A 22779-nucleotide genomic window follows, 5' to 3' on the forward strand; every position below is an offset into this window, starting at 1 on the left:
CAACTTACTTATTTTCCTGAAAGTTCTATAAAATCTAACAATCAAAATGTTAGACTAAAAATAGCTAGTCACTTCGAAATTATTTATTCAATTTCAGATACCCATATTTTTGTTTTAGACATTTGGGACACTAGACAAAATCCTGATAACTTTCCTATCAAATAAAAATGAAAACAAACAAACCCGTTATAATTTGGCTTCTTTCCGGCTGTTTTTTATTGTTTATTATGGTAATGGTTGGTGGTATCACTCGCCTTACCAATTCCGGACTTTCTATGACCGACTGGCATTTGGTAACCGACACTTTTCCTCCTACCTCAGAACAAGCTTGGAATGAGGCTTTTGAAGAATACAAGAAATTTCCTGAATACCAAAAAATCAATATTCACAACGATTTTACACTAGACGATTATAAATTTATTTATTTCTGGGAATGGTTTCACCGCTTCATCGGAAGAATTATAGGTTTGGTGTTCATCATTCCGTTTGTTTATTTTTTGATAAAGAAAAAATTAGACCCCGAAACCATCAAAAAATGCATCATTCTACTTTTCATGGGTGGTTTTCAAGGATTTTTAGGTTGGTTTATGGTGAAAAGCGGCTTAATTGACAATCCAGATGTGAGTCATTATCGATTGGCTCTACATCTAACTTTTGCATTCATCACCTTTGCCTATACGTTATGGGTTGCATTAGATTTGATTTATCCTGATAAAAATGAAATCATTTTACCATTGCGAAAATTAGCTCGAATTGCCATGGTAGTTTTGATTATTCAAATCATATATGGTGGATTTGTAGCAGGATTAAACGCAGGATTAATACACAATCACTGGCCATTAATGAGTGAAGGGAAATTGATTCACGAAACCGTTTGGATTGAACAACCCACACTTTTGCAAAACTTAACCGAAGGAAAAAGTGGCGTTCAATTTGTGCACCGAACATTGGCTTATGTTGTAGTTGGTTTGATGATTTTATTATTTATAAGAAGTAGAAAATATTCGCTTTCATCACTTCAATCTAAATCGGTTAAAACATTGGTTTTGTTTGTGTTAATTCAATTTATTTTAGGTATTTTTACGTTATTATTTCATGTTCCGCTTTGGCTGGGATTAGCTCATCAATTGATGGCTTTTTTATTGCTTAGTGCCATGACATTTACTTTGCATCGCTTTAGTAAATAAATTTTCAGACTATATTGTCGCAATTTTTGTTAGAATATATTACATGTCTAAACTTGCCGCTCAGGATAAATTTTTAGATTTATCCGATTATGGTAGAACTTTCGGAAGAATTTTTGCTTTACAATTAAAAAATACTCGCTTTACGCCTATCCATGTGACGCTGCTTTTTGGAATCAGTGGATTGTTTGCAATCTATTGCATTCTTTATAATCATTATGTTTGGGCTGCTTTTTTTATCATTTTGAAATCCATTATTGATGCCGCCGATGGAGAATTGGCTCGATTAAAAAAAACACCTTCCTATTCCGGAAGATATTTGGATAGTATTTTTGATATTTTCTTGAATTTCGGATTTTTAATGGCGATTTGTTATGTTTCGTCTACATCATTTTGGTTTACAATTATCGCCTTTTTTGCCATTCAATTGCAAGGAACATTATACAACTATTATTATGTGATTTTGCGAACAAAGTCCGTAGGAGGTGATGCAACCAGCAAAATTTTTGAATACAAAACACCAAAAGCATTGCCTGGAGAAAGTCAGCAATTAGTAAACATTCTATTCAGAATTTATACTATTGTTTACGGAACATTTGACAAAATCATTCACTCTTTAGATCCGAATGCTTATAAAGTAAAAACCTTTCCAAACTGGTTTATGACATTACTTTCTGCTTATGGATTGGGCTTTCAATTGTTGATTATTGCTATTATGCTTCCGTTGGGTTGGATCGAATGGATTGTGCCGTTTTTTATAGTTTATTCCGTTTTTATTTTGGTTTTAATTGGAATTCGAAAAACGATTATAAAATAAAGTTTAACCCAACCAATCTTTAAAATCATTTACTCGTTCGCGACTTACAATTACCTCATCGGCTTTGAAAGTGGGCAAAATCACTTTCAAACGCGAATTGCTGTAAACCACAATATCTTTAATGGTTTTTAATGGGATGATGAATTTTCGGCTGACTCTGAAAAAATCTTTCGGATTCAGTTCTGATTCTAATTGTTCTAATGTGATGTCTAAAAGATAATCTCGATTGTCCAAAGTATGAAGATAGGTTCCTTTATTTTCACTGTAAAAACATTCCACCTCATCAATGGAAATCATTTTTAAATGTTCGCCAATTTTGATTGTAAAACGTTGCTTATATGTTTTTTCGTTTGGATTGACTAGCATGCGTTTGATGGCTTCAAAGTCTAACGAAGCTATACTACTTTTTTGAAATTGATTTTTGAATTTTGTAATTGCAATTGACAAATCTTCCTCGTCAATAGGTTTTAACAAATAATCAATACTATTCAATTTGAAAGCCCGCAACGCATATTCATCAAAAGCAGTGGTGAAAATAACAGCACTTTTAATTTCTATCTTTTCAAAAATTTCAAAAGATAATCCATCCGACAATTGAATATCTAAAAAAATCAAATCCGGATGTTGATTGTTTTGAAACCATTGTAAGGCTTCTTCAACAGAATGCAAAAGCGTTTCAACTTGTAAGCCTAATTTTTCAACTTTGCGTTGCAATAATCTGGCGGCGGGTTTTTCGTCTTCAATGATGATGATTCTCATTTTATAAAGGTAATGGGTAATGGGTTATTGGTAAAAGGTAATAGGAGATATAACTGTAAACTGCGACTGATTAGTGCGACTGTAATCTACTCCCATTTCTTATTTTTTTCCTTTTCCATGATTTCTCTGATTTTTCGTTCTTCCCAATTATTACCAAGGAACCATTGCGGAACAAAAACAGAAAATGCGTGGGCCACTAAACCAATTCCCCAAAAGAAAGCCGTAAAGAAATTTTTATACTGAAAATAGGACTCTCCCGGGTCTAAATTTTGAATATTAACTACAATAATCATGATGTTTATGACAAGGTAAATAACCGCATGCGAATAAAATCCTTTGATTTTTTGAACGCGTTTTAAAGCTTCCTGATATTTTATTTCATCTTGTGTGTTCATAATCTGAATGTTTAATTATTGATAACTATTTTTCTTTTTTTCTTCTTCCATAAACTGTTTAATCTTGCGTTCTTCCCAATTCTTGCTAAATAAAGTATCGGTTCCAAAAACACCTAATGCATGACCTAAAATGCCTAATCCCCAACCAATCATTGGATATACAAACCACAAGTGTTTTGCTGAAAATTTCAGATTTACAACTACAAGTATTGGAATTACAATCAAATAAGCAATTAAATGCACATAAAACCCTTTGATTTCTTTAACCTTTTTACTTGCTTTTTGGTATCTTTCGTATTCGTTATTTGTTTCCATTGCTAATTATTTTAATTCCATTTATTCTTTTGTTGTTCCTCTTTTTTTAAGATTTCCTGAATTTTTCGTTCTTCCCATGATTTTCCATAACCAAAAGTTTCCATGGCATGAAAAAACACACCCATTCCCCAGCCTAACATTGGAAACCAAAACCATTGAAATTTTGAAGTATTAAAATTTACAATGATTAAAATTGGAATGACCAAGCAATACGAAATTAAATTTCCGTAAAACCCTTTTATTTTTTCCACTCGATCTCTGGCTCTGGCATAAGCCATATTTTCATTATAATAATTTTGCGTTTTCATAATTGTTATTTGTTTTGTTAATACGGGTAGATATACTTTGAAAGTAGACTCATTTTCATCTACCAAAACTTTTCTGTCTGTTAAAATAGCATAGCGGTTTACAATATTTTGCAATCCAACACCTTTTCTTTCGGACAAAACTTCTTTTTTTTGTAAATTATTTTCAACTACAAGTTGATTGTTTTCTATATAAATTTTAATGTGTAACGGCTTGCTTTCACTCACCACATTATGTTTGATACAATTTTCTAAAAGCAATTGAAGTGACAATGGCACCACTTTGGCATCTTCATTATCAAAATTCTCCGGTAACTCATAAGTGATGCTTTTTTCAAATCGCATTTTCAACAAGTTCATATACGTTTTAGCAAAGTTTAATTCTTCCTGAACCGATACCAATTCTTTGTCTTTTTGTTCTAAAACATAGCGATATATTTTAGATAAAGAAGTGGTAAACTTTTGAGCACTTTCCGGATTTTCTTCTATCAATGAACTCAAGACATTCAAACTATTGAACAAAAAATGCGGGTCAATTTGATTCTTTAAACTTTCAAATTGTGCAGAAGCTGTTCCGGCAATTACTTTTTGTTCTTTTACTTTATTTTCCTGATAGGCTTTGTAAAAATAAAAAGCATGAATTCCGAGAGTTACAATGAACGTAATAATGATAGCGACAATATAATTTGAAGGCTTTTCGTTGGCTAAAAAATCGGTGAAAGATTGGTTTTCCATCACAACATCTTCAAAAATTCGTAATAAAAATATAACCAAAAGACTGATTAAGAACGAGGTAAAAGCACCTATAACAAGTCGTTTTTTTGTAAATCGATTGGACTTAAAAACAGTATCCAGTTTTTGAAAAACAAAACTGTTTGCAAAGTATAAAGAATAACCATAAAGCATTGTGTAACCAAAATTCACAAGCAAATTATTATCGAAAATTATTTTTCTGCCCATTAAAAACTGAATTAAGATAAGCACTAAAAAAACACTTAAACTAATCCAGGTTGCTCTGGGAAATTCTTTGATATACTTTTCCATTTTGTTATTATTTACATGCTTTTGCAGCATCTTGAGCTCTGTCTAATCCCCATTTAGGATGAAAAACAGTTTGAGGTTTAAAAGTAGCAAAAAGTTCGATTGCTTTTTCAATTTGAACACAGATTGGTTTGGTATCAGTTCCAAAAAATCGAGCAGATCCCATTTCAAATTCGGCTTTACTGAACACTACTCTAGGATTATTTGGTTCTATTTGTTCAGCCTTTGCATAGATTTCCATTACTTTTCCTGATAACTTCATTCCGTTAGTCATTGGGTCAAAAGCAATCCAAGCGGTGTGAATCATGGCTTGCATCACTAACAATTCAACATTATTTGGATATTTGTTTAACTCAACATCCAATGCTGATTGAGCTTTAGTCAGCAAAGCATTCACTTGATCTTTGTCTTTGGTTGCAAAAGCGGTAGTTGTATTAACTAAAGCTACATAATAATTTGGTAACCAATTGTCTTTTTCTGCCGATGCAATACGTTCAAACATAGCCGAAGATTCTGTGTTTTTTCCTTCACCCCAAAGTGCGAAAGCTTTTCCCATTCCTTGTTCAAATTGACTTTGTCCGTTTACTATTGAAACGACTAAAAGTGCGAGGGTGATGATAATTTTTGTCATAATTTTAATTTTTAAATTGTTAGATTTTTGGATTGTTATATTCTTTGATTATTAGATTATTAGATTTTTTGATTATTAGATTTTTTGAATTTTGATATTGAATTTTAATACTGATCTATAATTTACTGATTCAAATTTCCATCATAATATCAAGTTTTAAAAAAGAGTCTGACTGAACTGTTGATTTTTGAGGATGAATTGTTTTTTTTAGTATTTTTGATAAAAGTTTGGCTATGAGTACTGCAGAATTAAAATTGAAATTATTTCGTGAAATCGATACACTTGAAAATTCTAAATTAGAACGAGTTTACGGTGTTATTCTTAATTTTATCAATAATGAAAATGATACAAATGAGTTTGATTCTTTATCTCCTGCAAAACAAGAAGGTTTACTAAAAGCCATTGAAGAAATGAATTCTTCTGAAGGTATTGATCATAAAATTATGATGGATAATTTCAAGCGTAAATATGAATAAACCAATTAAGTGGTCATCTTTCGCACACAATGATTTAACCAACTTACTCGACTATTTAGAAGCTAAATGGAATAAAAAAAGTTGTCTAGTTTTCTTAAACAAACTCGATTTTTGTGTTGACTTAATCGAAAAAAATCCAAATTTATTTCCTTTTTTCAATAAAAAACTTGGTATCAGAAAATGTGTTGTTACAAAATATAATACACTTTTTTATAAAATTTCAGACACCAAAATTGATATACTTCGTTTATATGATACCCGTCAAAATGATAAAACTTTAAAATTTTGACTATTTAAAAAAATCAACTTCTTTCCTACAAATTCTCCAATTGATTCGTCTTCTTATTATCACTAATCGTCCAAAAGAAACCAACAAAGAAAAAACGATCTGCAGGTTGACCAATAGCTCTGCGTTGAAATTGGCCATTCATATCAGGTGAATTAGCATATTGATAACCAAACACGTTGTCTGTTCGAATGATGTTAGAAACCGAGAAATACAAAATCTTTTGTTGCGAAAGCAAATACGCCCAGTTGAAACTCAAATTCTGAAAGGCTTTCGTTTTTCCGTTCATGAAATCCATTTCATTGGGATTGTTGTAAGGTCGACCGGAATTAACAATGTACGAAAATCCAATTTGCGATTTCCAATCATCAATCCAATGTTTAGTAACAATCGACAAGGTATGATCAGCAATAAAACTGGGGGTTACTTGGTTAGGAAAATTCAAATAATCACGTTCCGTATCTATGTACGAATACGAAACCCAATAATCGGTATTTTTGAACGTTTTATTATCTCGCCAAAAAACATCTATCCCTTTAGCAAAACCGGAACCTTCATTGGTGAAAACGGAATTGAATTGAGCTATATTCGTATCAAATTTAACCAAATCGTCATATTTTTTATAATATGCTTCCGCTCTAAACAAACGTCCATCCTTATTATGTTGAAAATTCAAGATATAATGACTTGCTTTTTCCGATTCAAAATCATTAGAATATTTGATATAATCCGCTCTCGGAGTTTGAACAAAATCGCCATAAGCAAACGAAAACTGTCCATTTTTTGAAACTTTGTACGCAAAAGAACCTCTAGGCGAAAGTCGAAATTCATCCAACAAATTGTTTTGCGAAGCTCTTGCTCCCACTTTCATTGCTAATTTTTTACTAAAGAAAATATCCGTTTCAGCATAAGCGGCAGCAATTGAATTTTGATAGCCAACTTTAAAATTTTCTCCTTGAAATTCGGAAAATTTTTCATCAAAATCGGTTACAAAATAATCAGTTCCGGCAGTAATTTTAATTCGTTCGGTGAATTTCTTTCCCACTTTAATTTTTAAATGAATAGCGTTTTCATCATTTTCAATTTGGTTAGCATTGATTCCAATCTTATTAATGCCCAAACCATAACTCATTCCTGTATGTAAGCTCCAATTATTACCGAAAGTTCCTTTATAAGATGCATTGCCATAAAAATTATTATTCTGTAAATCAAAGCGAACTTTCTCAGTTTGATTGATATCTTCCTGATTGATATCAAATTGAGCCACATCAAATGAACCATAAACTTTCAATAAACCATTTCTAAATTGATAACGATAAACCAATTCTCCGGCTAACGATTGATAGGGTTTATTCCAATCAACCGCTTGCGGAATCAGTTTCTGATACGGTTCCAAATTGATATAAGCCGCATTAAAAGTCAACGAATTTTTATTCCATTTTTGTGTATTTCCGATTCCTAATCCAACCGTCATTAACGAAATATCGGTTTGTTCTTGAATAGGTTCATCGATGGTATTTAAAGTCAACACACTCGAAAGAGCTTCGCCAAATTCAGCACTATAACCTCCAGTTGAAAACGAAATTCCATTAAATAAAAACGGTGAAAATCGTCCGCGGGTTGGCAAGTTATCTGCCGTTGCACCATACGGTTGAGCCACTCGAAGTCCGTCAACAAACGTTTGAGTTTCATCGGCTTCACCACCACGAACGAATAAACGACCACTTTCACCAACGGTTTGAGTTCCTGGTAATGTATTCAAAGCTCCGATGATATCTCCGGCTGCTCCGGCTGTTGTAACAATATCCAACGGTTTCAAAACAGAAACTCTGGCTTTATCTCCGGCTTCGAAAGTTCCAGCTGTTACAACAACTGCATCTAATGCATTAACACTTTCTTTAAGTTTGATTGTTTGATTGTTGAAATTAGCAACATCAATTTGCTTTTTGAATGTTTCGAAGGAAAGATAGCTGACGATTAAAATTTTAGTTCCAATTTCTGATGTATTGAATTTAAAAAATCCATTTTCATCAGAAGAAGCACCATCGTATGTTCCTTCTAAATAAATATTTGCTCCGGGAATGGCAATTCCTTTTTCATCCACTACTTTACCGGAAATTTCTGTTTGAGCATAAGTTTGAAGTCCAATAACAAAAAGTAGTAATGTAAAAATAGTTCTCATTTGGTTATATTTTGATGAGACAAAGTTGCTTCAAACCAAATCGATTTAAAATTGAATGTTACTGAGTTGTTAAAAATAAAGGATGAATTGAAATTAGAAATGAAATTTGTATCTTCGCTCAAAGGATTTTATCATGAAAATAATCTTATCTTGTTTTTTTATTTCAATTTCTTCCATTATCTTTTCTCAAGAGATTATAGTCACATCTAACTTTTCGAAATTTTATTTTACAACGGAAAATGGTATAATTGAATTGAAATCTCCATCTTTTTTATTGCCAAATTTTGAAAAAGAGAATGCTTTTACTAAAAATGAATATTCTTCAATTTCACTGAATTTAAATTTAGAAAAGCCAAAAACATTTTATATGTATGACAATTTTACGGGAAAACACCTAAAATATAGTGTATCTCATACTAACTTTAAACCCATTCAATCCTTTTCTAATTTTTATGCATTTCAACAAACTTGCAATTTAGATAATACAAATACCAAAACAACTTTTGCTGATTTTGGTAGTCATATTTTAAGTTCATTTATTGCTCAAAAAAAATTTAAATTAAAAGAAGGTTGTAAATAATTATCAATGAACCCAAAAATCCAAATCACCAAAACCGAATTACTTTCTGATAATTGGTACCTACTAAATAAAGTCACATTTGAATTTACACCCGAAAATGGCGAGCCCGAAATGCAACGCAGAGAAGTTTATGATCGTGGAAACGGAGCCGCAATTTTGTTGTACAATAAAGAAAAACAAACCGTCATTTTAACCCGTCAATTTCGATTACCTACATTCTTAAACGGAAACGAAAGCGGCATGATGATTGAAGTTTGTGCCGGACTTTTAGACGAAAATAATGCAGAAGACTGCATCAAACGTGAAACCGAGGAAGAAACCGGTTACCGCATTCAAGAGGTAAAAAAAGTATTTGAAGCCTATATGTCGCCCGGAGCTGTAACCGAAATTTTATACTTTTTTACAGCCGAATATCAACCGGAAATGAAAGTGAGTGAGGGAGGTGGTTTAGCCACAGAACACGAATATATTGAAGTCTTAGAACTCGATTTTAACCAAGCTTTAAAAATGGTTTATGACGGAAAAATTAAAGATGCGAAGACGATAATGTTATTGTTGCATGCTAAGAGTCAATCCATTCTAAACTAAAAAATCGGACAACAAAAAAACAGCTGTCCGATTTTCAATCAACCAAAAAATCAATCTTTAATTTTAAAAACTTTAGTTAAAATATCATCCATCAAACACCATTTGGTTAAGGATGATTGTAATAAATTGGCCCCCACAAAAGCGGTAAACCATAACCAATTGATGTTTACATATATCGCCAGCAAAATACTGAGCAAGATAAACGTTCCGGCTATACCTCTCACGATTCGATTTTTCATAATAAAATTAGTTTTGTTTAATTAGTTGTTTTTTCAATAGGAACAATGGAAGCATGAATCTTTGAATGTACTTCGCAAGTAAGATTAAATCGATTCAATTCTAACAATATGGATTCCGTTTGTTGTTCCGTTACAAAAGCAAAGAACAACAAGGATGTGGTTTCATTCATCTCTGTGGCAAACCAATTAGTTTCTACTGCATCCATGGTACTGTCTCTGAATCCGGTTACTTCGCGATAGGAATAGGTCTGTACTCCATTTTCCTTTAATTGCTTTTTTACCTCAAGTCCAAATTCTTGCACGGCAGTGATTATTAATAGTTTCATTATCTCTTAATTTAGATTATTATCCTGTTCAGTGTTTTCATCTGTATTTTTGATTTCATTATGTTCCCATTTCTTCCGTTCGGTGATATAATAAATCAAGGGAACAACAATTAAAGTTAAGAGTGTCGATACAATCGCTCCGGCAACTAACGAAATCGCTAATCCTTGAAAAATTGGGTCAAATAAGATGATAGAAGCTCCAATTACAACGGCTCCGGTGGTTAATAAAATTGGAGTGGTTCGCACGGCTCCGGCTTCAATGATGGCTTGTTTTAATTCGATTCCGTCGTTTAATCTAATTTCTATAAAATCAATTAATAAAACCGAGTTTCGAACCATCACACCGGCTAAAGCAATCATTCCGATGAAAGAAGTTGCCGTAAAGAAAGCTCCTAACAACCAGTGTCCTAGCACAATTCCTACCAACGAAAGCGGAATGGCCAACATCATCACAATGGGTGTTTTGAAGTTTTGAAACCAACCTACAATTAACATATAAATTACTAAAATTACAACTAAGAAAGCCACTCCTAAATCTCGGAAAACTTCTAAGGTAATTTGCCATTCTCCATACCATTTTACAGTAAAATTACTTTCATCGGATGGTTGTTCCATATACAATTCATTGATAGAATAGCCTTTTGGCAAATTCATTTTTTTAAGTTTTTCTTCCATTCCTAAAATGGCATACACCGGACTTTCTAAATCTCCCGCCATGTCTGCGGTAACATAAACAACCCGTTTTTGGTCTTTACGGTAAATGGTGTTTTGCAGGGTACTTTTCGTTACTTTCACCAAATCACTCACGGGAATCACATTTCCTTGTGAACCTTTAATTTTCAAGTTTTGAATATCTTGCAACGACGTTTTATCTTGATCGTCAAGCGATAATACAATTCCAACCGGGTTATTAGAACGTTCGTCATACAAATTGGAAACAGGCATTTCTCGCAACAAATACGTCAAATTACCCACCACTTGTTGCGGAGCTATTCCGTTCAACATGGCTTTTTCTTTGTCCACTTCCAATTTATATTCAATTTGAGCATCTTCCACCATCCAATCAATATCTACAATATCAGGAGTGTTTTCTAAAATGGTTTTTACTTGGTGAGCTACTTTAATTTGCTCTTCATAATTTGGTCCGTAAATTTCTGCAACCAAAGTAGAAAGTACCGGTGGTCCGGGTGGAACTTCAATGATCTTTACATTCGCACCATATTTTTTGGCAATTTTTTGTACTTCAGGACGAACGATTTTGGCAATGTCATGACTTTGTAAATCACGGTCTTCTTTGTGTAATAAATTCACTTGAATGTCTGCCATGTTGCTTCCTCCTCGCAAATCGTAATGACGCACTAATCCGTTGAATGTTATCGGTGCAGAAGCTCCTATATAATTTTGATAATCTACCACTTCCGGAACGGTTGACAAGTATTGAGCAATTTCTTTGGTAACCGCTGCTGTTCTTTCTAATGTTGTGCCTTCCGGCATATCAATCACTACTTGAAACTCATTTTTATTATCAAACGGTAACATTTTCACGGCCACCGATTTGGTAAAAAACATCAATACCGAACCTATTAGCAATACCGTCGTAATTCCCAACATGACCATTCTTTTCTTAGAACTTTCTAAAAACGGTCGTTCTAATTTGTTGTAAATTCTATAAATACGAGAAGTTTCTAAACCTTGTTCTTCTTTGTGTGCTTGTTCGTCTTTTTCTCTTAATAAATGATAACCCAAATAAGGGGTCACGGTTAACGCAACAAACAACGATAAAATCATCGCAATAGAAGCTCCAATCGGCATCGGACTCATGTAAGGTCCCATCATTCCGGATACAAAAGCCATCGGAAGAATCGCTGCAATTACGGTGAATGTCGCTAAAATGGTTGGATTCCCAACTTCATTAATCGCATAAATGGCAGCTTGTTTAAATGGTAATCGCTTCATTTTGAAATGCCGGTGCATGTTTTCGGCGATGATGATACTGTCGTCAACCACAATTCCCACCACAAAAACAAGGGCAAAAAGTGTAATTCTATTCAACGTATAACCTAATAAATAATAACTGAATAAAGTCAGTGCAAAAGTCAACGGAACGGAAAAGAAAACTACTAATCCGCCTCTCCAGCCCATGGCTAACATCACTAATATGGTTACAGCCAAGATGGCAACACCCAAATGCAATAACAACTCGCCTACTTTGTGTGAAGCCGTCTCCCCATAATTTCGAGTAACTTCCACATGCACATCATCGGGAATTAAATTGGTTTTGAGTTGTTCTACTCTTTCTAAAATCTTATCCGATATTTTCATTGCATCGGCACCTTTTACTTTTCCTACAGAAATAGTAACCGCGGGATATTCGCTTGGTTTATTGGCAAACTTTTCGTTCGCTTTTCCATACCCAAAAGAAACATAACTTCTTGCTGTAGAAGGTCCATCTTGAATGGAAGCCACCTGTTTTAAATAAACCGGCATATTTTGATTTATTCCCACCACCAAATTTTCTACATCTTCGGCATTGGATAAAAATTTTCCGGTAGTGATTAAATATTCCGTGTCATTTTGCACAAAGCTTCCCGACTGCGAAGAACCGTTGTTGGCTTGAATCATTTGCATAATTCCTAACGCATCCACCTTGTTTTCGGCCATTTTGTCTTTGTCTAAAACCACTTTCAACTCACGGGTTCGTCCGCCAATTTCTTTGGTAATAGCTACATCTTTCACTTTTTCAATTTCCGAAGTAACTTCTTCTGCCAGTTGTCGAATTTCAAAATCATCGTATTTTTCACTCCATAACGTTAATCCCAACATCGGAACATCATCGATTGAACGCGTTTTTACCATCGGTTTATAAACGCCTTGCGGAAAAATATGTTCGTGTTTGGCTAATTCGTCATACAATTTTACATAAGAACGCTCAATGTCTTCACCCACATAAAACTGAACAATAATCATCGCCTGACCGTTCATTGCCATGCTGTGCAAATGTTCAACACCTTTGATGTTTGATAACACTTTTTCTAACGGTTTAATGACACGGCTTTCTACTTCTGCCGGTGTTGCTCCCGGATAACCAATCATTACATCGGCCATGGGAACATTGATTTGTGGTTCTTCTTCTCTTGGAATTAAGAACGAACTGTATATACCAATCACCATCAAGGCCACCATCAACAGAATGGTTAGTTTGGAATTGATAAAGAAATTGGCGATTTTGCCTGAGATACCTTCTTGCATGTTGTTTTATTTTTGTTTGAAGTTTTAAGTTTTAGGTTTCAAGTTAATATTAACTGAAAACTGTGACTGAAAACTGTTTACTATTTACTGAACACTCACTTTTGCTCCGTTAAACAATTTCTCTTCTGCCGAAACGATATACGGTTCTTTGGAAGATAATCCGGAGAGGATTTCAACTTTATCGCCGTAGGTTTTCCCAATACGTAACCATCTTAAAATGGCGGTATTGTTGGCAACAGTATAAATTCCGGTGAGCTGACCTTGTTTTACTAATGCCGATTCGGGAACTAAAACTTGTTCTGAACCTTCATTTGAATCTGATGATTTTTCAATTGGAAATTGCACGTTGACAAACATTCCGGAAAGGATAGTTTTATCCATTTCATCTAAATTGACTTTCACTAGATATTGTCCGCCGGTGTTTTTGGCTGATAGACTCACTTCCGAAACTTTTCCGGCTACTTTTTTATTTAATGATTTTAGGATAACCGAAACAGTCATACCTTGTTTGATTTTTGAAATATCACTTTCAGAAACCATGGCTGTAACTTGTAATTTACCTGAACCCTCTACACTTACTAACGGCATTCCCGGATTGGCCATGTCGCCTTCTTTGATGAATGTATTGGTTACAATTCCGCCAAAAGGAGCTGTAATGTTAGCATAATTAAATTGAGCCATAACTTCGTTACGCATTTGTTTGGCACCTTCTAAACCGGCTTTTGCCATTTCAAAACGAGCGGTCATATCGTCTAATTCTTTTTGAGAAGCACTTTGTTGATTGAACAACGCTACAAAACGATCGTAATCTTTTTTGGCATTGTTATAACCGGCAGTTGCTTGTAAAATGGCTGCATCAACTTGTGCTTTTTTGGCTTGTAAATCGGTATTGTTGATGCTAACTAACAGTTGACCTGCTCCTACTTTTTGACCTACTTTCACATGGACTTTGGTTACATAACCCATCATTCGGGTGCTGACATTGGCACTGTTTTCAGCTTCAATTTTACCACTTGCCGTCACAAATGGACTGGAAGAATTTTCTATTGAACCATTTACTTTAACTGCAATAGCAGGTAATGTTTTAACTTCTTTTTGGTCGCTTCCGCAGGAAAATAAAATTGCTGCTGAAAAAATAAGTAGAGATGTTATTTTGATATTCATAAGGTTGTGATTTTGTATATTGATTTGTTGAATGCTATTATTTAGTTAAAAATTCCAAATACATTTTGGTAAAATTGTATTCAAAAACCGCTTGTAAGTATTCCAATTCCTTTTGAGCCGTTTGTGTTTCCGTCATTAATAAATCCGAGGTTTTTTCTAAGCCTTGAATGAAACGATTTTGTCGGATTCTAAAACTTTCTTGTGTTTGTTCAAAGGCCAATTTGGAAAGAGCCACTTTATTTTGAGCATCGGCTAATTGGCGATTGGTTTTGTTTAATTCCAGCTGACTTTGTTTTTTGTATTGTTCTGCCTCAGTTTGTGCTTTTTGGAATTCTACTTTTGATTTTTCAAATTTTCCTATGGATTTATAACCGTCAAATACATTCCAAGACAGTTGTGCTCCGATGGTATAACCGTTTGCACCAAATTGAAAGATTTGGGTATCGTATAATTCGTAGGTTCCAAATGCATTCAAACGTGGTAGAAAGCTCATTTTGCCGGATTTCATTATATTTTTATACGCTTCAGTTGATTTTTCCATCGCTAAAAAATCTTTTCTTGATGTTGATAATTGAGCATTTTCTAACGTAGGATTGATTTCGTTTTCTAAATTTTCAACTGGTTTGTAAATGCCGCCTTGGGTATCTTCGTTCAATAAAAAAGCCAAATAATCGGATGCGTTTCGCACATTACTTTTGGCATATGATAATTGATTGGTGATTTCATTTACACGAACTTGCACATCCAACACATCTGTTTTTTGCAACATGCCTTGTTTGAAATAATTGTTGACTAAATTCAGATTGGCTTGTGCAGTAGAATTTGCTTTTTCTAAAACCTCAACCGCTTTATAAGCCAATTGCAATTGCATGAAGGCTTTGTTTACCTCCAATTCTAAATATTCTTTGGTACGCTCGGTTTGCAATTGATAGGCTTCCATTTTTGACTTGGCCGCTTTTCGTTCAAATAAACCATCTGCATTTAAAATCGGTTGAAGCACTTCAATTCGAGTGGCATAATTTTGCACTTGACTTGGATCATTCAACAAAGCCGGATTAAAATCGGATGGCGTTAAAATTTCTTGATTCAATTTTGAACCAAATGCCATCAACGGATTGGTTGTTGTAATGGCAGTATGCGAAGCCGAAATACTCGGTAAAAAAAGAGCATTCGATTGACGGTAATCGGATCTAGCCAATTCAAAACTTTGCTTAGAAATTTTCAATTGAAGATTTTGTTCCGATAATTTGGTTGTTAAATCAGCTTTGGATAGTTGTAAAGTATCTTGACTGAAAACCGAATATGAAAGTAAAAAACTTACTGTGAAAATTATTCTTTGTATTTGTCTCATAATATTTATACTGAATTATGAGGCAAATTTAAAACGCAAAAAAACAATAGGAAGTAACAAATGTTACTGTGTAACTATTGTTACAGAAGGCTTTGATAAGGAAATATCAAAGGGTAGATTTCAAAATTTAAATTCAAAAAATTATACTTATTAAAAACTTACTGTTAAAAATAAGAACCAACTGAAATTCATTAAATTCTGGCTAAACTTTATACTAAATTACTTCTTATCAAAAGTTATACTCCAAATACCACGAACTTCATTTTCATCGTATCCAACAGCTAAATCTTTTGGATAAAACTTTAAAATTTGTTTTGAAATTTCGGGTTTGATATGTTTTCCGTGGCATTGCAAGCACATGGAATTTGTTTCAATGGGATAATAAAACTGAATTTTATTTCCTTTTTCAATGGCAACCGGCTTTATTTCTTGATTTGCTGCCAATGCTTTTTTAAATTGAGCTATATAGTTCAATTCTTCGGCGTTGGCACTATTATGTGGATTTCTATTTTTGTCTGAAACACGTTTTATAGAAGCATTATAATTGATTGACATACTATCCGTTAACGAAAGTGCTTGGCTATTACAAAATACCAAAGCTTCTAATGTACCTTTTTGTTGAATCGCTTCCATCAAATTTTTGCCTAGTACTTTTTTGGTTTCCAAAGCATACTCTAAACCGACATCGGCATAGGTTTTTTCATTTTCAATTTCTTCGTATTTTTTACCCGATTGTTTCCAACTTTTATTCCCATTAGCTTGCCAATGAGCTTTAAACCATTCCGGTTCTTCGATTTGATAATCAAACATAAAAGCAGCAATTTTTGCTACAGTACCCTCCGGAAATGCTTGTTTTGGCATTAATCCGTGTTTTCTGATGGCTCCAAACATCAATGCTTTATCTTCTGTCGGATTGGCAACAAACGCCACAACATTTTCAATAAATTCATCTCTGTTGTATCCTTCAATTTCAATATATCTCGCTTTTATAGCAACCATTGGCGGAGCAATTCTTCCTTGGTTTTCTGCCGCATTTGGACTATGACATAAATAGCAATGGGTTTCCATTAATTTTTTAACTGTCAATATGTCGGTAACTGTGCCTATCACTTTATCATTTGAAACAGATTGGTAAACTTCATTATTTTTCTTAGTACAAGAAAACAAAAAAAGTAAACTAATAAATAGAGTTATGATTTTCATTTAGAAAAAATTTAATTTTAAAATTATTATATTTAATCCTCTTTACTCATCTTGCCAATAGCACAATTCACATATGATTTTGCCTTTCTAATCAAATTGTTGTTTCCTTTTTCCGGATAACCCAATTCGTTTAATTTTGATGTGATTGATTCTGCATCTACATTTCCGTTTACAAAAATTGTTTCAGAGTCGAGAATAATATCCACCTTTTCAACCCCTTCAATTTTGAGTAATGCGGTTTTAATACTATTCATACAACCGCCACATTTTATATTTTCAACTTCAAATTGATATGTCATAATTTTTTTAATTATTCAACGTGATTTGTAATTATTTTTTAGGTTTTAAAAATAATGCTCACAATTATTCTCTTTTTTCTTCTTTCACAAAAAGATTAAAAAATAATCCACCCATCAAACTACCATATAATATACTATTAATCGGGTTTGAAGTAATGGAACATGTTCCGGAATTGCATCCAACAAAATGATAGTATAAATAACCCACTACAGCTCCAACTAAAACACCTAAAATTGTAATCAAACTTTTCTTTTTCATAAAAAATAAACCTTTAAATTACTACAAAAATAGTTGCTTTACAGTAGAAAATAAGTAACATTTGTTACGTAATGAGACAATTAAATTGGAAAAAAATCTTTTCAACAATTCAGAATAACTCCCACATAAATCGCAAATAATCGTTACTTTTGCCTTCCGTAAAAATGCAACGACAATGATTTACAAATTACGAGTAATACTCGATAACGAAGATGATGTTTTTAGAGATTTAGCCATTGAAAACACCGATACTTTAGAAGATTTACACAATGCTATTGTGAATGCTTTTGGCTTTGACGGAAGCGAAATGGCTTCCTTTTACACCTGTGATGACAACTGGAATCAAGAAGATGAAATTCCGCTTTTTGATACTGGCGATGTTCCGGGTGAAATGCGAATCATGAGCGATTTATCTCTGGAAGACATGCTCTATGAAAAGCAAACCAAAATTATTTATGTGTATGATTTCCTGAACATGTGGACATTTTTGGTGGAATTAGCCGCCATCGAAGAAAAACAAGCTGGTGCTACATATCCTGAACTTTTATACTCGCACGGATTAATGCCAATTGGTTCAAACGATCCAACTTTTGAAGCCGATGACGATTCTTTGTTCTCCGAATTTGAAGACGATTTAGACGAAGACGATTTGGATATGTTTGAAGGCGGAGATGACTCTTTTGAAGATTTTGGGTTTGAAGAGAATTGGAATTAAGTAGCTGAGTAGCTGAGTAGCTGAGAAGCTGAGAAGCTGAAAATAAAATATATAAACCATTTAAAACAATTATAAGCATGAAAAATTTCAGATCTTTACTCATTTGGCAAAAATCAATGTCATTGGTTACAGAAACTTATTTATCCACAAAAGAATTCCCAAAAGAAGAAATTTTTGGATTAACATCACAAATTCGAAGAAGTTCAATTTCGATCCCTAGTAACATTGCAGAAGGATTTGGAAGAGATGGAAATAAAGAATTTTTAAGATTTTTAAAAATTTCATTAAGTTCACTTTTTGAATATCAAACCCAAATTGAGATTGCAAAAAACATAAATTATTTAAACGAAAATCAATTTAACAAACTATACGAGTTCAGTAGAGAACTAGAAGCTATGCTTGTTTCATTCATCAAAAAAGTTGACGAATCAAAGTAAAACTTAGCAACTCAGTATCTCAGCAACTCAGCAACTAAAAAACATGATCAACCTTTTCAACGCCCACATCGAATCTCTTTCCATCCACCGAGTTGGAAACAAAAGTAGAAATGAAGCTATTTTTTTATCTGAAAATCCATATCAAACCAATGACGAAATTACGCCATTGTTAAAAGAGTTTTTTCTGAAATCATTTCGTGAGAAAGAGGAAAACTATTACCAATTTGCTCACGAAGTTGATTTAGAATATAACGATATGTTCAAATTGGCTTCGGAAGTTTTTGAAAATCCATCAACGATACATGATGTTTCAAAAAAAATTACGAAACATTTGTTTGAACAATCCAATCATCCGCACATTAAAAATGGTGAAGTTTATGTGGTTCATTTTACACATTTAACGATTGATAACAATCAAGTGGATGCGATTGGTGTATTCAAAAGTGAGTTACAATCCGACTTTTTACAATTTGAAGAAAAAGGGACAAATTTAGAAATGTTGCTGCAACACGGCATCAATTTGAATAAATTGGATAAAGGTTGTTTGATTTTTAATTACAAAAAAGACGAAGGTTATAAAATTCTAACGGTTGACAGCAATCGCTACGATGCTCGTTATTGGTTGGAACATTTTTTAAGCGTTGATGCTTTTCAAGATGAAAATTTCATCACCAAAAAATACTTGAAATTTTGTCAGGATTTTGCCAAAGATGTTGTTTTTCCTGCCGAAGATAAAAAACAAGAAGTGATGTTTATGAATCGCTCCGTGAATTATTTTGCGAAGAATGATGAATTTGAAGAAACCAATTTCTTGAATGAAGTCATGGATAATCCCGATTTGATTCCTGAATTCAAAAGCTATAAAGTGGATAAAGGCGAAAAATACAGCATAGAAGATGTAACCAATTTCCCGATCGCTAATGCTGCTGTTTCTGATGCAAGAAAGAAAATTAAAAACGTGATTAATTTAGATACCAACATTCAAATTAAACTCGATTTCATCAACCCTGAAAGTGCAGAAAAATTTGTAGAAAAAGGCTGGGATGAGGAAAAGCAAATGTATTACTACTTGGTTTATTTTAATAAAGAACAAAAATCATAATCAAAAAAAAATGCACTCCAACGAGTGCATTTTCATTTTAAAAAACGGTTAACCAATTTCAATCATTCGTTTAGGTTTTGGCAATGCTTCTTCACGTTTTGGTAAAGTGATGTGCAAAACGCCGTTTTCATAAGTTGCGTTTATGTCAAATTCATTTACAATATCCGGTAAAGTAAAAGAACGTTTGAAAGAAGAATAGCTAAACTCTTTACGAGTATATTTTCCATCTTTGTCTTTTTCTTCGTTTTCAACGCTTGCTTCAGAAGAAATGGTCAACACATTGTCATCTAACTCAATGTTGAAGTCTTCTTTTTTCTTTCCTGGAGCGGCCAATTCTACAACAAAATTGGTTTCGGTTTCTTTGATGTTCACAGCCGGAACATTCACATTAAAGCGTTCCATTCCACCCATCCAGTCGGGTTTCAAAAACTCATCAATTAGAGATGGAAACGCAAATCGGTTGTTTGTTTTAACTAGTGTCATGGTTTAAAATATTTAAATTAAACATTGTTTTCACTTACTAAAATGACAAAAAACAGACCAAATCATTTTTTCGGTCAAGATGGCATTTTAACACCCTAAATCACGTCATTTTATCAGTTAAACCAACTGATTACAAGATAAATAGCTGACATTTTTTCATTAATCAAAAAACTAGCTTGGTATTCCTTTTTAATAAGTCTATTTTTGCACTCCTTAAATTTTTAAAATGAAACAATTATTTAATCTATTTGATTTAAATCAAAAAGTAAATTATAAAACAGAAATACTTTCCGGTACAACCGTAGCATTAGCCTTAGTTCCCGAAGCAATTGCCTTTGCTATGATTGCGGGATTTTCACCGCTAACGGGATTATATGCTGCTTTTGTAATGGGATTAGTTACCGCAGTTTTTGGTGGACGTCCCGGAATGATTTCCGGAGCAACCGGTGCTATTGCCGTGATCTTTGTTGGTTTAATTCTTGAACTTAAAAATACGTTTCCGGATATTACACAGGAAACTATCTTACAATATGTCTTTGCAACGGTAATTTTAGGTGGGGTTCTTCAAATTTTGTTTGGATTATTCCGTCTGGGAAAATTCATTCGATTGGTACCACATCCCGTTATGTTTGGTTTTGTGAATGGTTTGGCTATCATTATTTTTATGGCTCAATTCCCAAACTTCTACCAAAAAGGAACAGATAATTTATTGGAAGGAAGTGCTTTTTTATTGATGCTCGGACTGGTTTTAGTAACCATGTTTATCATTTGGGGGTTACCAAAATTAACCAAAATAGTGCCCTCTTCTTTAGTTGCAATACTTGTAGTTTCAGCCATCGTAATCGGTTTTGGAATTGACACAATGACCGTTGCAGATACTTTGAACGAAGGTGAAACCATTAAAGGTGGATTTCCTCCTCTTTCCAATTTTACTATTCCATTATTTACAACAGAAACTTTTCTATTAATTCTTCCTTATGCTGCTATTGTTGCGGGAGTTGGTTTAATTGAAAGTTTGTTGACGTTAAACTTAATTGACGAAATTACAGAAACTCGCGGACGAAGTAATCGCGAATGTGTGGCACAAGGTACTGCTAATATTTTCTCCGGATTACTTTCAGGAATGGGAGGATGTGCGATGATTGGACAAAGTTTAATTAATACATCTGCCGGTGCCAGAGCTCGACTTTCAGGAATTGTAGCCGCAATAATGCTTTTGGTTTTTATCATGTTTGGTTCTAGTCTCATTGAAAAATTACCAATGGCTGCTTTAGTCGGATTGATGTTTATGGTTGCCATCGGAACGTTTGAATGGGCGAGTTTAAAAACCTTCAAAAAAATGCCAACATCTGATGTGGTGGTGATGGTTTTAGTTACCTTAATAACAGCCATCACACACAATCTTGCGGTTGCTGTTTTAATTGGTGTAATATTAGCCGCTTTAGCTTATGCTTGGGAAAATGCAAAACGAATCCGTGCCAGAAAATATGTGGATGAAAATGGGGTAAAACATTATGAAATTTTCGGTCCGTTATTCTTTGGTTCAACTAAAGCTTTTTCTGAAAAATTTGATATTTTAGAAGATCCAAAAGTGGTTATCATCGATTTTAAAGAAAGTAGAATTGCGGATATGTCGGCTATCGAAGCGGTTAACGTTATTACACATCGCTATGCCAAACAAGGTAAAGAAGTGCATTTAAGGCATTTGAGTAAAGATTGTATCAATCTCTTAAAAAATGCGGAAGCAATTATTGATGTCAACATCATGGAAGATCCAACTTATAAAGTGGTCATTGACAATTCGCCATTATAAAAAAGTAAAAGCCTCAAAAATTTAATCGAGGCTTTTTATTTGGGTCATTTTCATCAACTCTTTTTGAAAACGTTCAAAGTTTTCTTTGTTTTTTCCCCAGTCATAAATTTGATAAGGATAACCACATATTGAACTAAAATGTAATTGAAGTTTATTATCCAAAGGAATTATCTTAACTTCGATATATTCAAACCAAGAACTCATTGAAAAAGATGTAGTTGCATAAAATTTTTTGTCTTCCAAATTGAAATCCACGTCTTTAAAACCAGCTCTTTTCATTGCTTCTTGTAATAAACTTACACTATTTTCATTTAATGAAATTTCTACTGTTTGTTCATACATCGAACGCATGAAATTTGGTTTACGAATAACTATTCTAATAATAAATATGATAAGAATACTTCCAAAGAAGATAATCCAAAAAAAGTAATCTTTTATAATTTCCATATTTAAAAATAAAATATTAAAATCCGTTAGGTATAATTATTTAAAATTAAAAAAATATCATAAATTAATATACTTTTTTTCACATCCTTATAATTACATAAAAAAACAATAATTATGACAAATATAATTAAAA

General features: G+C 33.2%; 26 protein-coding genes. 10 read left to right on the forward strand and 16 right to left on the reverse strand.

Annotated elements, in window-relative coordinates; genetic code table 11:
- The first annotated feature begins 167 nt into the window (after nucleotides 1-167).
- Nucleotides 168-1187: a COX15/CtaA family protein gene (locus B3L86_RS07465; protein ID WP_291117093.1), complete on the forward strand. Its 1020-nt coding sequence runs from the start codon at nucleotides 168-170 to the stop codon at nucleotides 1185-1187.
- Nucleotides 1188-1230: 43 nt separating this feature from the next.
- Nucleotides 1231-2001, forward strand: coding sequence for a CDP-alcohol phosphatidyltransferase family protein (locus B3L86_RS07470; RefSeq protein ID WP_291117095.1), 771 nt, complete (start codon nucleotides 1231-1233; stop codon nucleotides 1999-2001).
- Between the two features lie 3 nt (nucleotides 2002-2004).
- Here the strand turns inward: B3L86_RS07470 and B3L86_RS07475 are convergent, their stop codons facing one another.
- From B3L86_RS07475 to B3L86_RS07495, 5 genes are all read right to left on the reverse strand, one after another.
- Complete coding sequence (locus B3L86_RS07475; RefSeq protein WP_291117097.1) at nucleotides 2005-2760, reverse strand: LytR/AlgR family response regulator transcription factor; 756 nt, start codon at nucleotides 2758-2760, stop codon at nucleotides 2005-2007.
- 86 nt (nucleotides 2761-2846) lie between these two features.
- On the reverse strand, nucleotides 2847-3155 hold the full coding sequence (locus tag B3L86_RS07480; protein WP_291117100.1) for a 2TM domain-containing protein: 309 nt from the start codon (nucleotides 3153-3155) through the stop codon (nucleotides 2847-2849).
- 15 nt (nucleotides 3156-3170) lie between these two features.
- Complete coding sequence (locus B3L86_RS07485; RefSeq protein ID WP_291117103.1) at nucleotides 3171-3470, reverse strand: 2TM domain-containing protein; 300 nt, start codon at nucleotides 3468-3470, stop codon at nucleotides 3171-3173.
- An 11-nt stretch (nucleotides 3471-3481) separates the two neighbouring features.
- Complete coding sequence (locus tag B3L86_RS07490; RefSeq protein WP_291117106.1) at nucleotides 3482-4819, reverse strand: 2TM domain-containing protein; 1338 nt, start codon at nucleotides 4817-4819, stop codon at nucleotides 3482-3484.
- 7 nt (nucleotides 4820-4826) lie between these two features.
- A complete protein-coding gene (locus B3L86_RS07495) occupies nucleotides 4827-5447 on the reverse strand; it encodes a hypothetical protein (protein WP_291117109.1) in 621 nt (206 codons plus the stop codon).
- Nucleotides 5448-5680: 233 nt separating this feature from the next.
- Here B3L86_RS07495 and B3L86_RS07500 point away from each other — a divergent pair, with 233 nt between their 5' ends.
- Both B3L86_RS07500 and B3L86_RS13675 read left to right on the forward strand, forming a co-directional pair.
- On the forward strand, nucleotides 5681-5923 hold the full coding sequence (locus B3L86_RS07500; RefSeq protein WP_291117112.1) for a hypothetical protein: 243 nt from the start codon (nucleotides 5681-5683) through the stop codon (nucleotides 5921-5923).
- Nucleotides 5916-6212, forward strand: coding sequence for a type II toxin-antitoxin system RelE/ParE family toxin (locus B3L86_RS13675; RefSeq protein ID WP_414655125.1), 297 nt, complete (start codon nucleotides 5916-5918; stop codon nucleotides 6210-6212). Before B3L86_RS07500 ends, B3L86_RS13675 begins: the two co-directional genes overlap by 8 nt.
- 25 nt (nucleotides 6213-6237) lie before the next feature.
- Here B3L86_RS13675 and B3L86_RS07505 read toward each other — a convergent pair whose 3' ends face one another.
- A complete protein-coding gene (locus tag B3L86_RS07505; RefSeq protein WP_291117115.1) occupies nucleotides 6238-8391 on the reverse strand; it encodes a TonB-dependent receptor in 2154 nt (717 codons plus the stop codon).
- A 133-nt stretch (nucleotides 8392-8524) separates the two neighbouring features.
- On the opposite strand from B3L86_RS07505, the gene B3L86_RS07510 reads away from it, so the two are divergent.
- Together B3L86_RS07510 and nudK are read left to right on the forward strand one after the other, a co-directional pair.
- On the forward strand, nucleotides 8525-8971 hold the full coding sequence (locus B3L86_RS07510) for a hypothetical protein (RefSeq protein WP_291117118.1): 447 nt from the start codon (nucleotides 8525-8527) through the stop codon (nucleotides 8969-8971).
- Between the two features lie 6 nt (nucleotides 8972-8977).
- Nucleotides 8978-9559 carry a GDP-mannose pyrophosphatase NudK gene (gene nudK / locus B3L86_RS07515; protein WP_291117121.1) on the forward strand — a complete coding sequence of 194 codons (582 nt, stop codon included), beginning with the start codon at nucleotides 8978-8980 and terminating at the stop codon, nucleotides 9557-9559.
- Between the two features lie 50 nt (nucleotides 9560-9609).
- On the opposite strand, the gene B3L86_RS07520 is transcribed toward nudK, so the two are convergent.
- The 8 genes from B3L86_RS07520 to B3L86_RS07555 all read right to left on the reverse strand — a co-directional run bounded on the left by B3L86_RS07520 (nucleotide 9610) and on the right by B3L86_RS07555 (nucleotide 17649).
- Nucleotides 9610-9798: a YgaP family membrane protein gene (locus B3L86_RS07520; protein WP_291117124.1), complete on the reverse strand. Its 189-nt coding sequence runs from the start codon at nucleotides 9796-9798 to the stop codon at nucleotides 9610-9612.
- Nucleotides 9799-9815: 17 nt separating this feature from the next.
- Nucleotides 9816-10124: a hypothetical protein gene (locus B3L86_RS07525; protein WP_291117127.1), complete on the reverse strand. Its 309-nt coding sequence runs from the start codon at nucleotides 10122-10124 to the stop codon at nucleotides 9816-9818.
- A gap of 6 nt (nucleotides 10125-10130) precedes the next feature.
- Nucleotides 10131-13373, reverse strand: a complete 3243-nt coding sequence (locus tag B3L86_RS07530; protein WP_291117130.1) for an efflux RND transporter permease subunit — start codon at nucleotides 13371-13373, stop codon at nucleotides 10131-10133.
- Nucleotides 13374-13457: 84 nt separating this feature from the next.
- Nucleotides 13458-14537: an efflux RND transporter periplasmic adaptor subunit gene (locus B3L86_RS07535; RefSeq protein WP_291117133.1), complete on the reverse strand. Its 1080-nt coding sequence runs from the start codon at nucleotides 14535-14537 to the stop codon at nucleotides 13458-13460.
- A 37-nt stretch (nucleotides 14538-14574) separates the two neighbouring features.
- Nucleotides 14575-15888, reverse strand: a complete 1314-nt coding sequence (locus B3L86_RS07540) for a TolC family protein (RefSeq protein WP_291117136.1) — start codon at nucleotides 15886-15888, stop codon at nucleotides 14575-14577.
- Nucleotides 15889-16107: 219 nt separating this feature from the next.
- On the reverse strand, nucleotides 16108-17091 hold the full coding sequence (locus B3L86_RS07545) for a c-type heme family protein (protein WP_291117139.1): 984 nt from the start codon (nucleotides 17089-17091) through the stop codon (nucleotides 16108-16110).
- Nucleotides 17092-17123: 32 nt separating this feature from the next.
- Nucleotides 17124-17390, reverse strand: a complete 267-nt coding sequence (locus B3L86_RS07550) for a heavy-metal-associated domain-containing protein (protein WP_291117142.1) — start codon at nucleotides 17388-17390, stop codon at nucleotides 17124-17126.
- 64 nt (nucleotides 17391-17454) lie between these two features.
- Entirely contained in the window at nucleotides 17455-17649 is a 195-nt protein-coding gene (locus B3L86_RS07555) for a DUF6132 family protein (protein ID WP_291117144.1), read from the reverse strand.
- A gap of 175 nt (nucleotides 17650-17824) precedes the next feature.
- Here B3L86_RS07555 and B3L86_RS07560 point away from each other — a divergent pair, with 175 nt between their 5' ends.
- The 3 genes from B3L86_RS07560 (at nucleotide 17825) to B3L86_RS07570 (ending at nucleotide 19903) form a co-directional block, all read left to right on the forward strand.
- Complete coding sequence (locus B3L86_RS07560) at nucleotides 17825-18364, forward strand: IS1096 element passenger TnpR family protein (protein WP_291117147.1); 540 nt, start codon at nucleotides 17825-17827, stop codon at nucleotides 18362-18364.
- 77 nt (nucleotides 18365-18441) lie between these two features.
- Nucleotides 18442-18801 (forward strand): four helix bundle protein, encoded by a 360-nt coding sequence (locus tag B3L86_RS07565; protein ID WP_291117149.1) that lies wholly within the window; start codon nucleotides 18442-18444, stop codon nucleotides 18799-18801.
- Nucleotides 18802-18844: 43 nt separating this feature from the next.
- Nucleotides 18845-19903, forward strand: a complete 1059-nt coding sequence (locus tag B3L86_RS07570) for a nucleoid-associated protein (RefSeq protein ID WP_291117152.1) — start codon at nucleotides 18845-18847, stop codon at nucleotides 19901-19903.
- A 48-nt stretch (nucleotides 19904-19951) separates the two neighbouring features.
- Here B3L86_RS07570 and B3L86_RS07575 read toward each other — a convergent pair whose 3' ends face one another.
- Complete coding sequence (locus tag B3L86_RS07575) at nucleotides 19952-20386, reverse strand: Hsp20/alpha crystallin family protein (protein WP_291117156.1); 435 nt, start codon at nucleotides 20384-20386, stop codon at nucleotides 19952-19954.
- Nucleotides 20387-20612: 226 nt separating this feature from the next.
- On the opposite strand from B3L86_RS07575, the gene B3L86_RS07580 reads away from it, so the two are divergent.
- Entirely contained in the window at nucleotides 20613-22199 is a 1587-nt protein-coding gene (locus B3L86_RS07580) for a SulP family inorganic anion transporter (RefSeq protein ID WP_291117158.1), read from the forward strand.
- A 21-nt stretch (nucleotides 22200-22220) separates the two neighbouring features.
- Here B3L86_RS07580 and B3L86_RS07585 read toward each other — a convergent pair whose 3' ends face one another.
- A complete protein-coding gene (locus B3L86_RS07585) occupies nucleotides 22221-22646 on the reverse strand; it encodes a hypothetical protein (protein ID WP_291117161.1) in 426 nt (141 codons plus the stop codon).
- Between the last annotated feature and the right edge of the window lie 133 nt (nucleotides 22647-22779).

The sequence above is a fragment of the Flavobacterium sp. UBA6135 genome (assembly GCF_002428305.1).
In the GTDB taxonomy this organism is placed as follows: Bacteria; Bacteroidota; Bacteroidia; order Flavobacteriales; family Flavobacteriaceae; genus Flavobacterium.

Bases quoted from the DNA above. Each gene is read 5' to 3' on its own strand.
- B3L86_RS07505 (WP_291117115.1), bottom strand. From the start codon at position 8,391: ATGAGAACTATTTTTACATTACTACTTTTTGTTATTGGACTTCAAACT.
- B3L86_RS07550 (WP_291117142.1), bottom strand. From the start codon at position 17,390: ATGACATATCAATTTGAAGTTGAAAATATAAAATGTGGCGGTTGTATG.
- B3L86_RS07545 (WP_291117139.1), bottom strand. From the start codon at position 17,091: ATGAAAATCATAACTCTATTTATTAGTTTACTTTTTTTGTTTTCTTGT.
- B3L86_RS07580 (WP_291117158.1), top strand. From the start codon at position 20,613: ATGAAACAATTATTTAATCTATTTGATTTAAATCAAAAAGTAAATTAT.
- B3L86_RS07495 (WP_291117109.1), bottom strand. From the start codon at position 5,447: ATGACAAAAATTATCATCACCCTCGCACTTTTAGTCGTTTCAATAGTA.
- B3L86_RS07530 (WP_291117130.1), bottom strand. From the start codon at position 13,373: ATGCAAGAAGGTATCTCAGGCAAAATCGCCAATTTCTTTATCAATTCC.
- B3L86_RS07560 (WP_291117147.1), top strand. From the start codon at position 17,825: ATGATTTACAAATTACGAGTAATACTCGATAACGAAGATGATGTTTTT.
- B3L86_RS07500 (WP_291117112.1), top strand. From the start codon at position 5,681: ATGAGTACTGCAGAATTAAAATTGAAATTATTTCGTGAAATCGATACA.
- B3L86_RS07510 (WP_291117118.1), top strand. From the start codon at position 8,525: ATGAAAATAATCTTATCTTGTTTTTTTATTTCAATTTCTTCCATTATC.
- B3L86_RS07485 (WP_291117103.1), bottom strand. From the start codon at position 3,470: ATGGAAACAAATAACGAATACGAAAGATACCAAAAAGCAAGTAAAAAG.
- B3L86_RS07475 (WP_291117097.1), bottom strand. From the start codon at position 2,760: ATGAGAATCATCATCATTGAAGACGAAAAACCCGCCGCCAGATTATTG.
- B3L86_RS07480 (WP_291117100.1), bottom strand. From the start codon at position 3,155: ATGAACACACAAGATGAAATAAAATATCAGGAAGCTTTAAAACGCGTT.
- nudK (WP_291117121.1), top strand. From the start codon at position 8,978: ATGAACCCAAAAATCCAAATCACCAAAACCGAATTACTTTCTGATAAT.
- B3L86_RS07555 (WP_291117144.1), bottom strand. From the start codon at position 17,649: ATGAAAAAGAAAAGTTTGATTACAATTTTAGGTGTTTTAGTTGGAGCT.
- B3L86_RS07565 (WP_291117149.1), top strand. From the start codon at position 18,442: ATGAAAAATTTCAGATCTTTACTCATTTGGCAAAAATCAATGTCATTG.
- B3L86_RS07465 (WP_291117093.1), top strand. From the start codon at position 168: ATGAAAACAAACAAACCCGTTATAATTTGGCTTCTTTCCGGCTGTTTT.
- B3L86_RS07570 (WP_291117152.1), top strand. From the start codon at position 18,845: ATGATCAACCTTTTCAACGCCCACATCGAATCTCTTTCCATCCACCGA.
- B3L86_RS13675 (WP_414655125.1), top strand. From the start codon at position 5,916: ATGAATAAACCAATTAAGTGGTCATCTTTCGCACACAATGATTTAACC.
- B3L86_RS07540 (WP_291117136.1), bottom strand. From the start codon at position 15,888: ATGAGACAAATACAAAGAATAATTTTCACAGTAAGTTTTTTACTTTCA.
- B3L86_RS07585 (WP_291117161.1), bottom strand. From the start codon at position 22,646: ATGGAAATTATAAAAGATTACTTTTTTTGGATTATCTTCTTTGGAAGT.
- B3L86_RS07470 (WP_291117095.1), top strand. From the start codon at position 1,231: ATGTCTAAACTTGCCGCTCAGGATAAATTTTTAGATTTATCCGATTAT.
- B3L86_RS07535 (WP_291117133.1), bottom strand. From the start codon at position 14,537: ATGAATATCAAAATAACATCTCTACTTATTTTTTCAGCAGCAATTTTA.
- B3L86_RS07575 (WP_291117156.1), bottom strand. From the start codon at position 20,386: ATGACACTAGTTAAAACAAACAACCGATTTGCGTTTCCATCTCTAATT.
- B3L86_RS07525 (WP_291117127.1), bottom strand. From the start codon at position 10,124: ATGAAACTATTAATAATCACTGCCGTGCAAGAATTTGGACTTGAGGTA.
- B3L86_RS07520 (WP_291117124.1), bottom strand. From the start codon at position 9,798: ATGAAAAATCGAATCGTGAGAGGTATAGCCGGAACGTTTATCTTGCTC.
- B3L86_RS07490 (WP_291117106.1), bottom strand. From the start codon at position 4,819: ATGGAAAAGTATATCAAAGAATTTCCCAGAGCAACCTGGATTAGTTTA.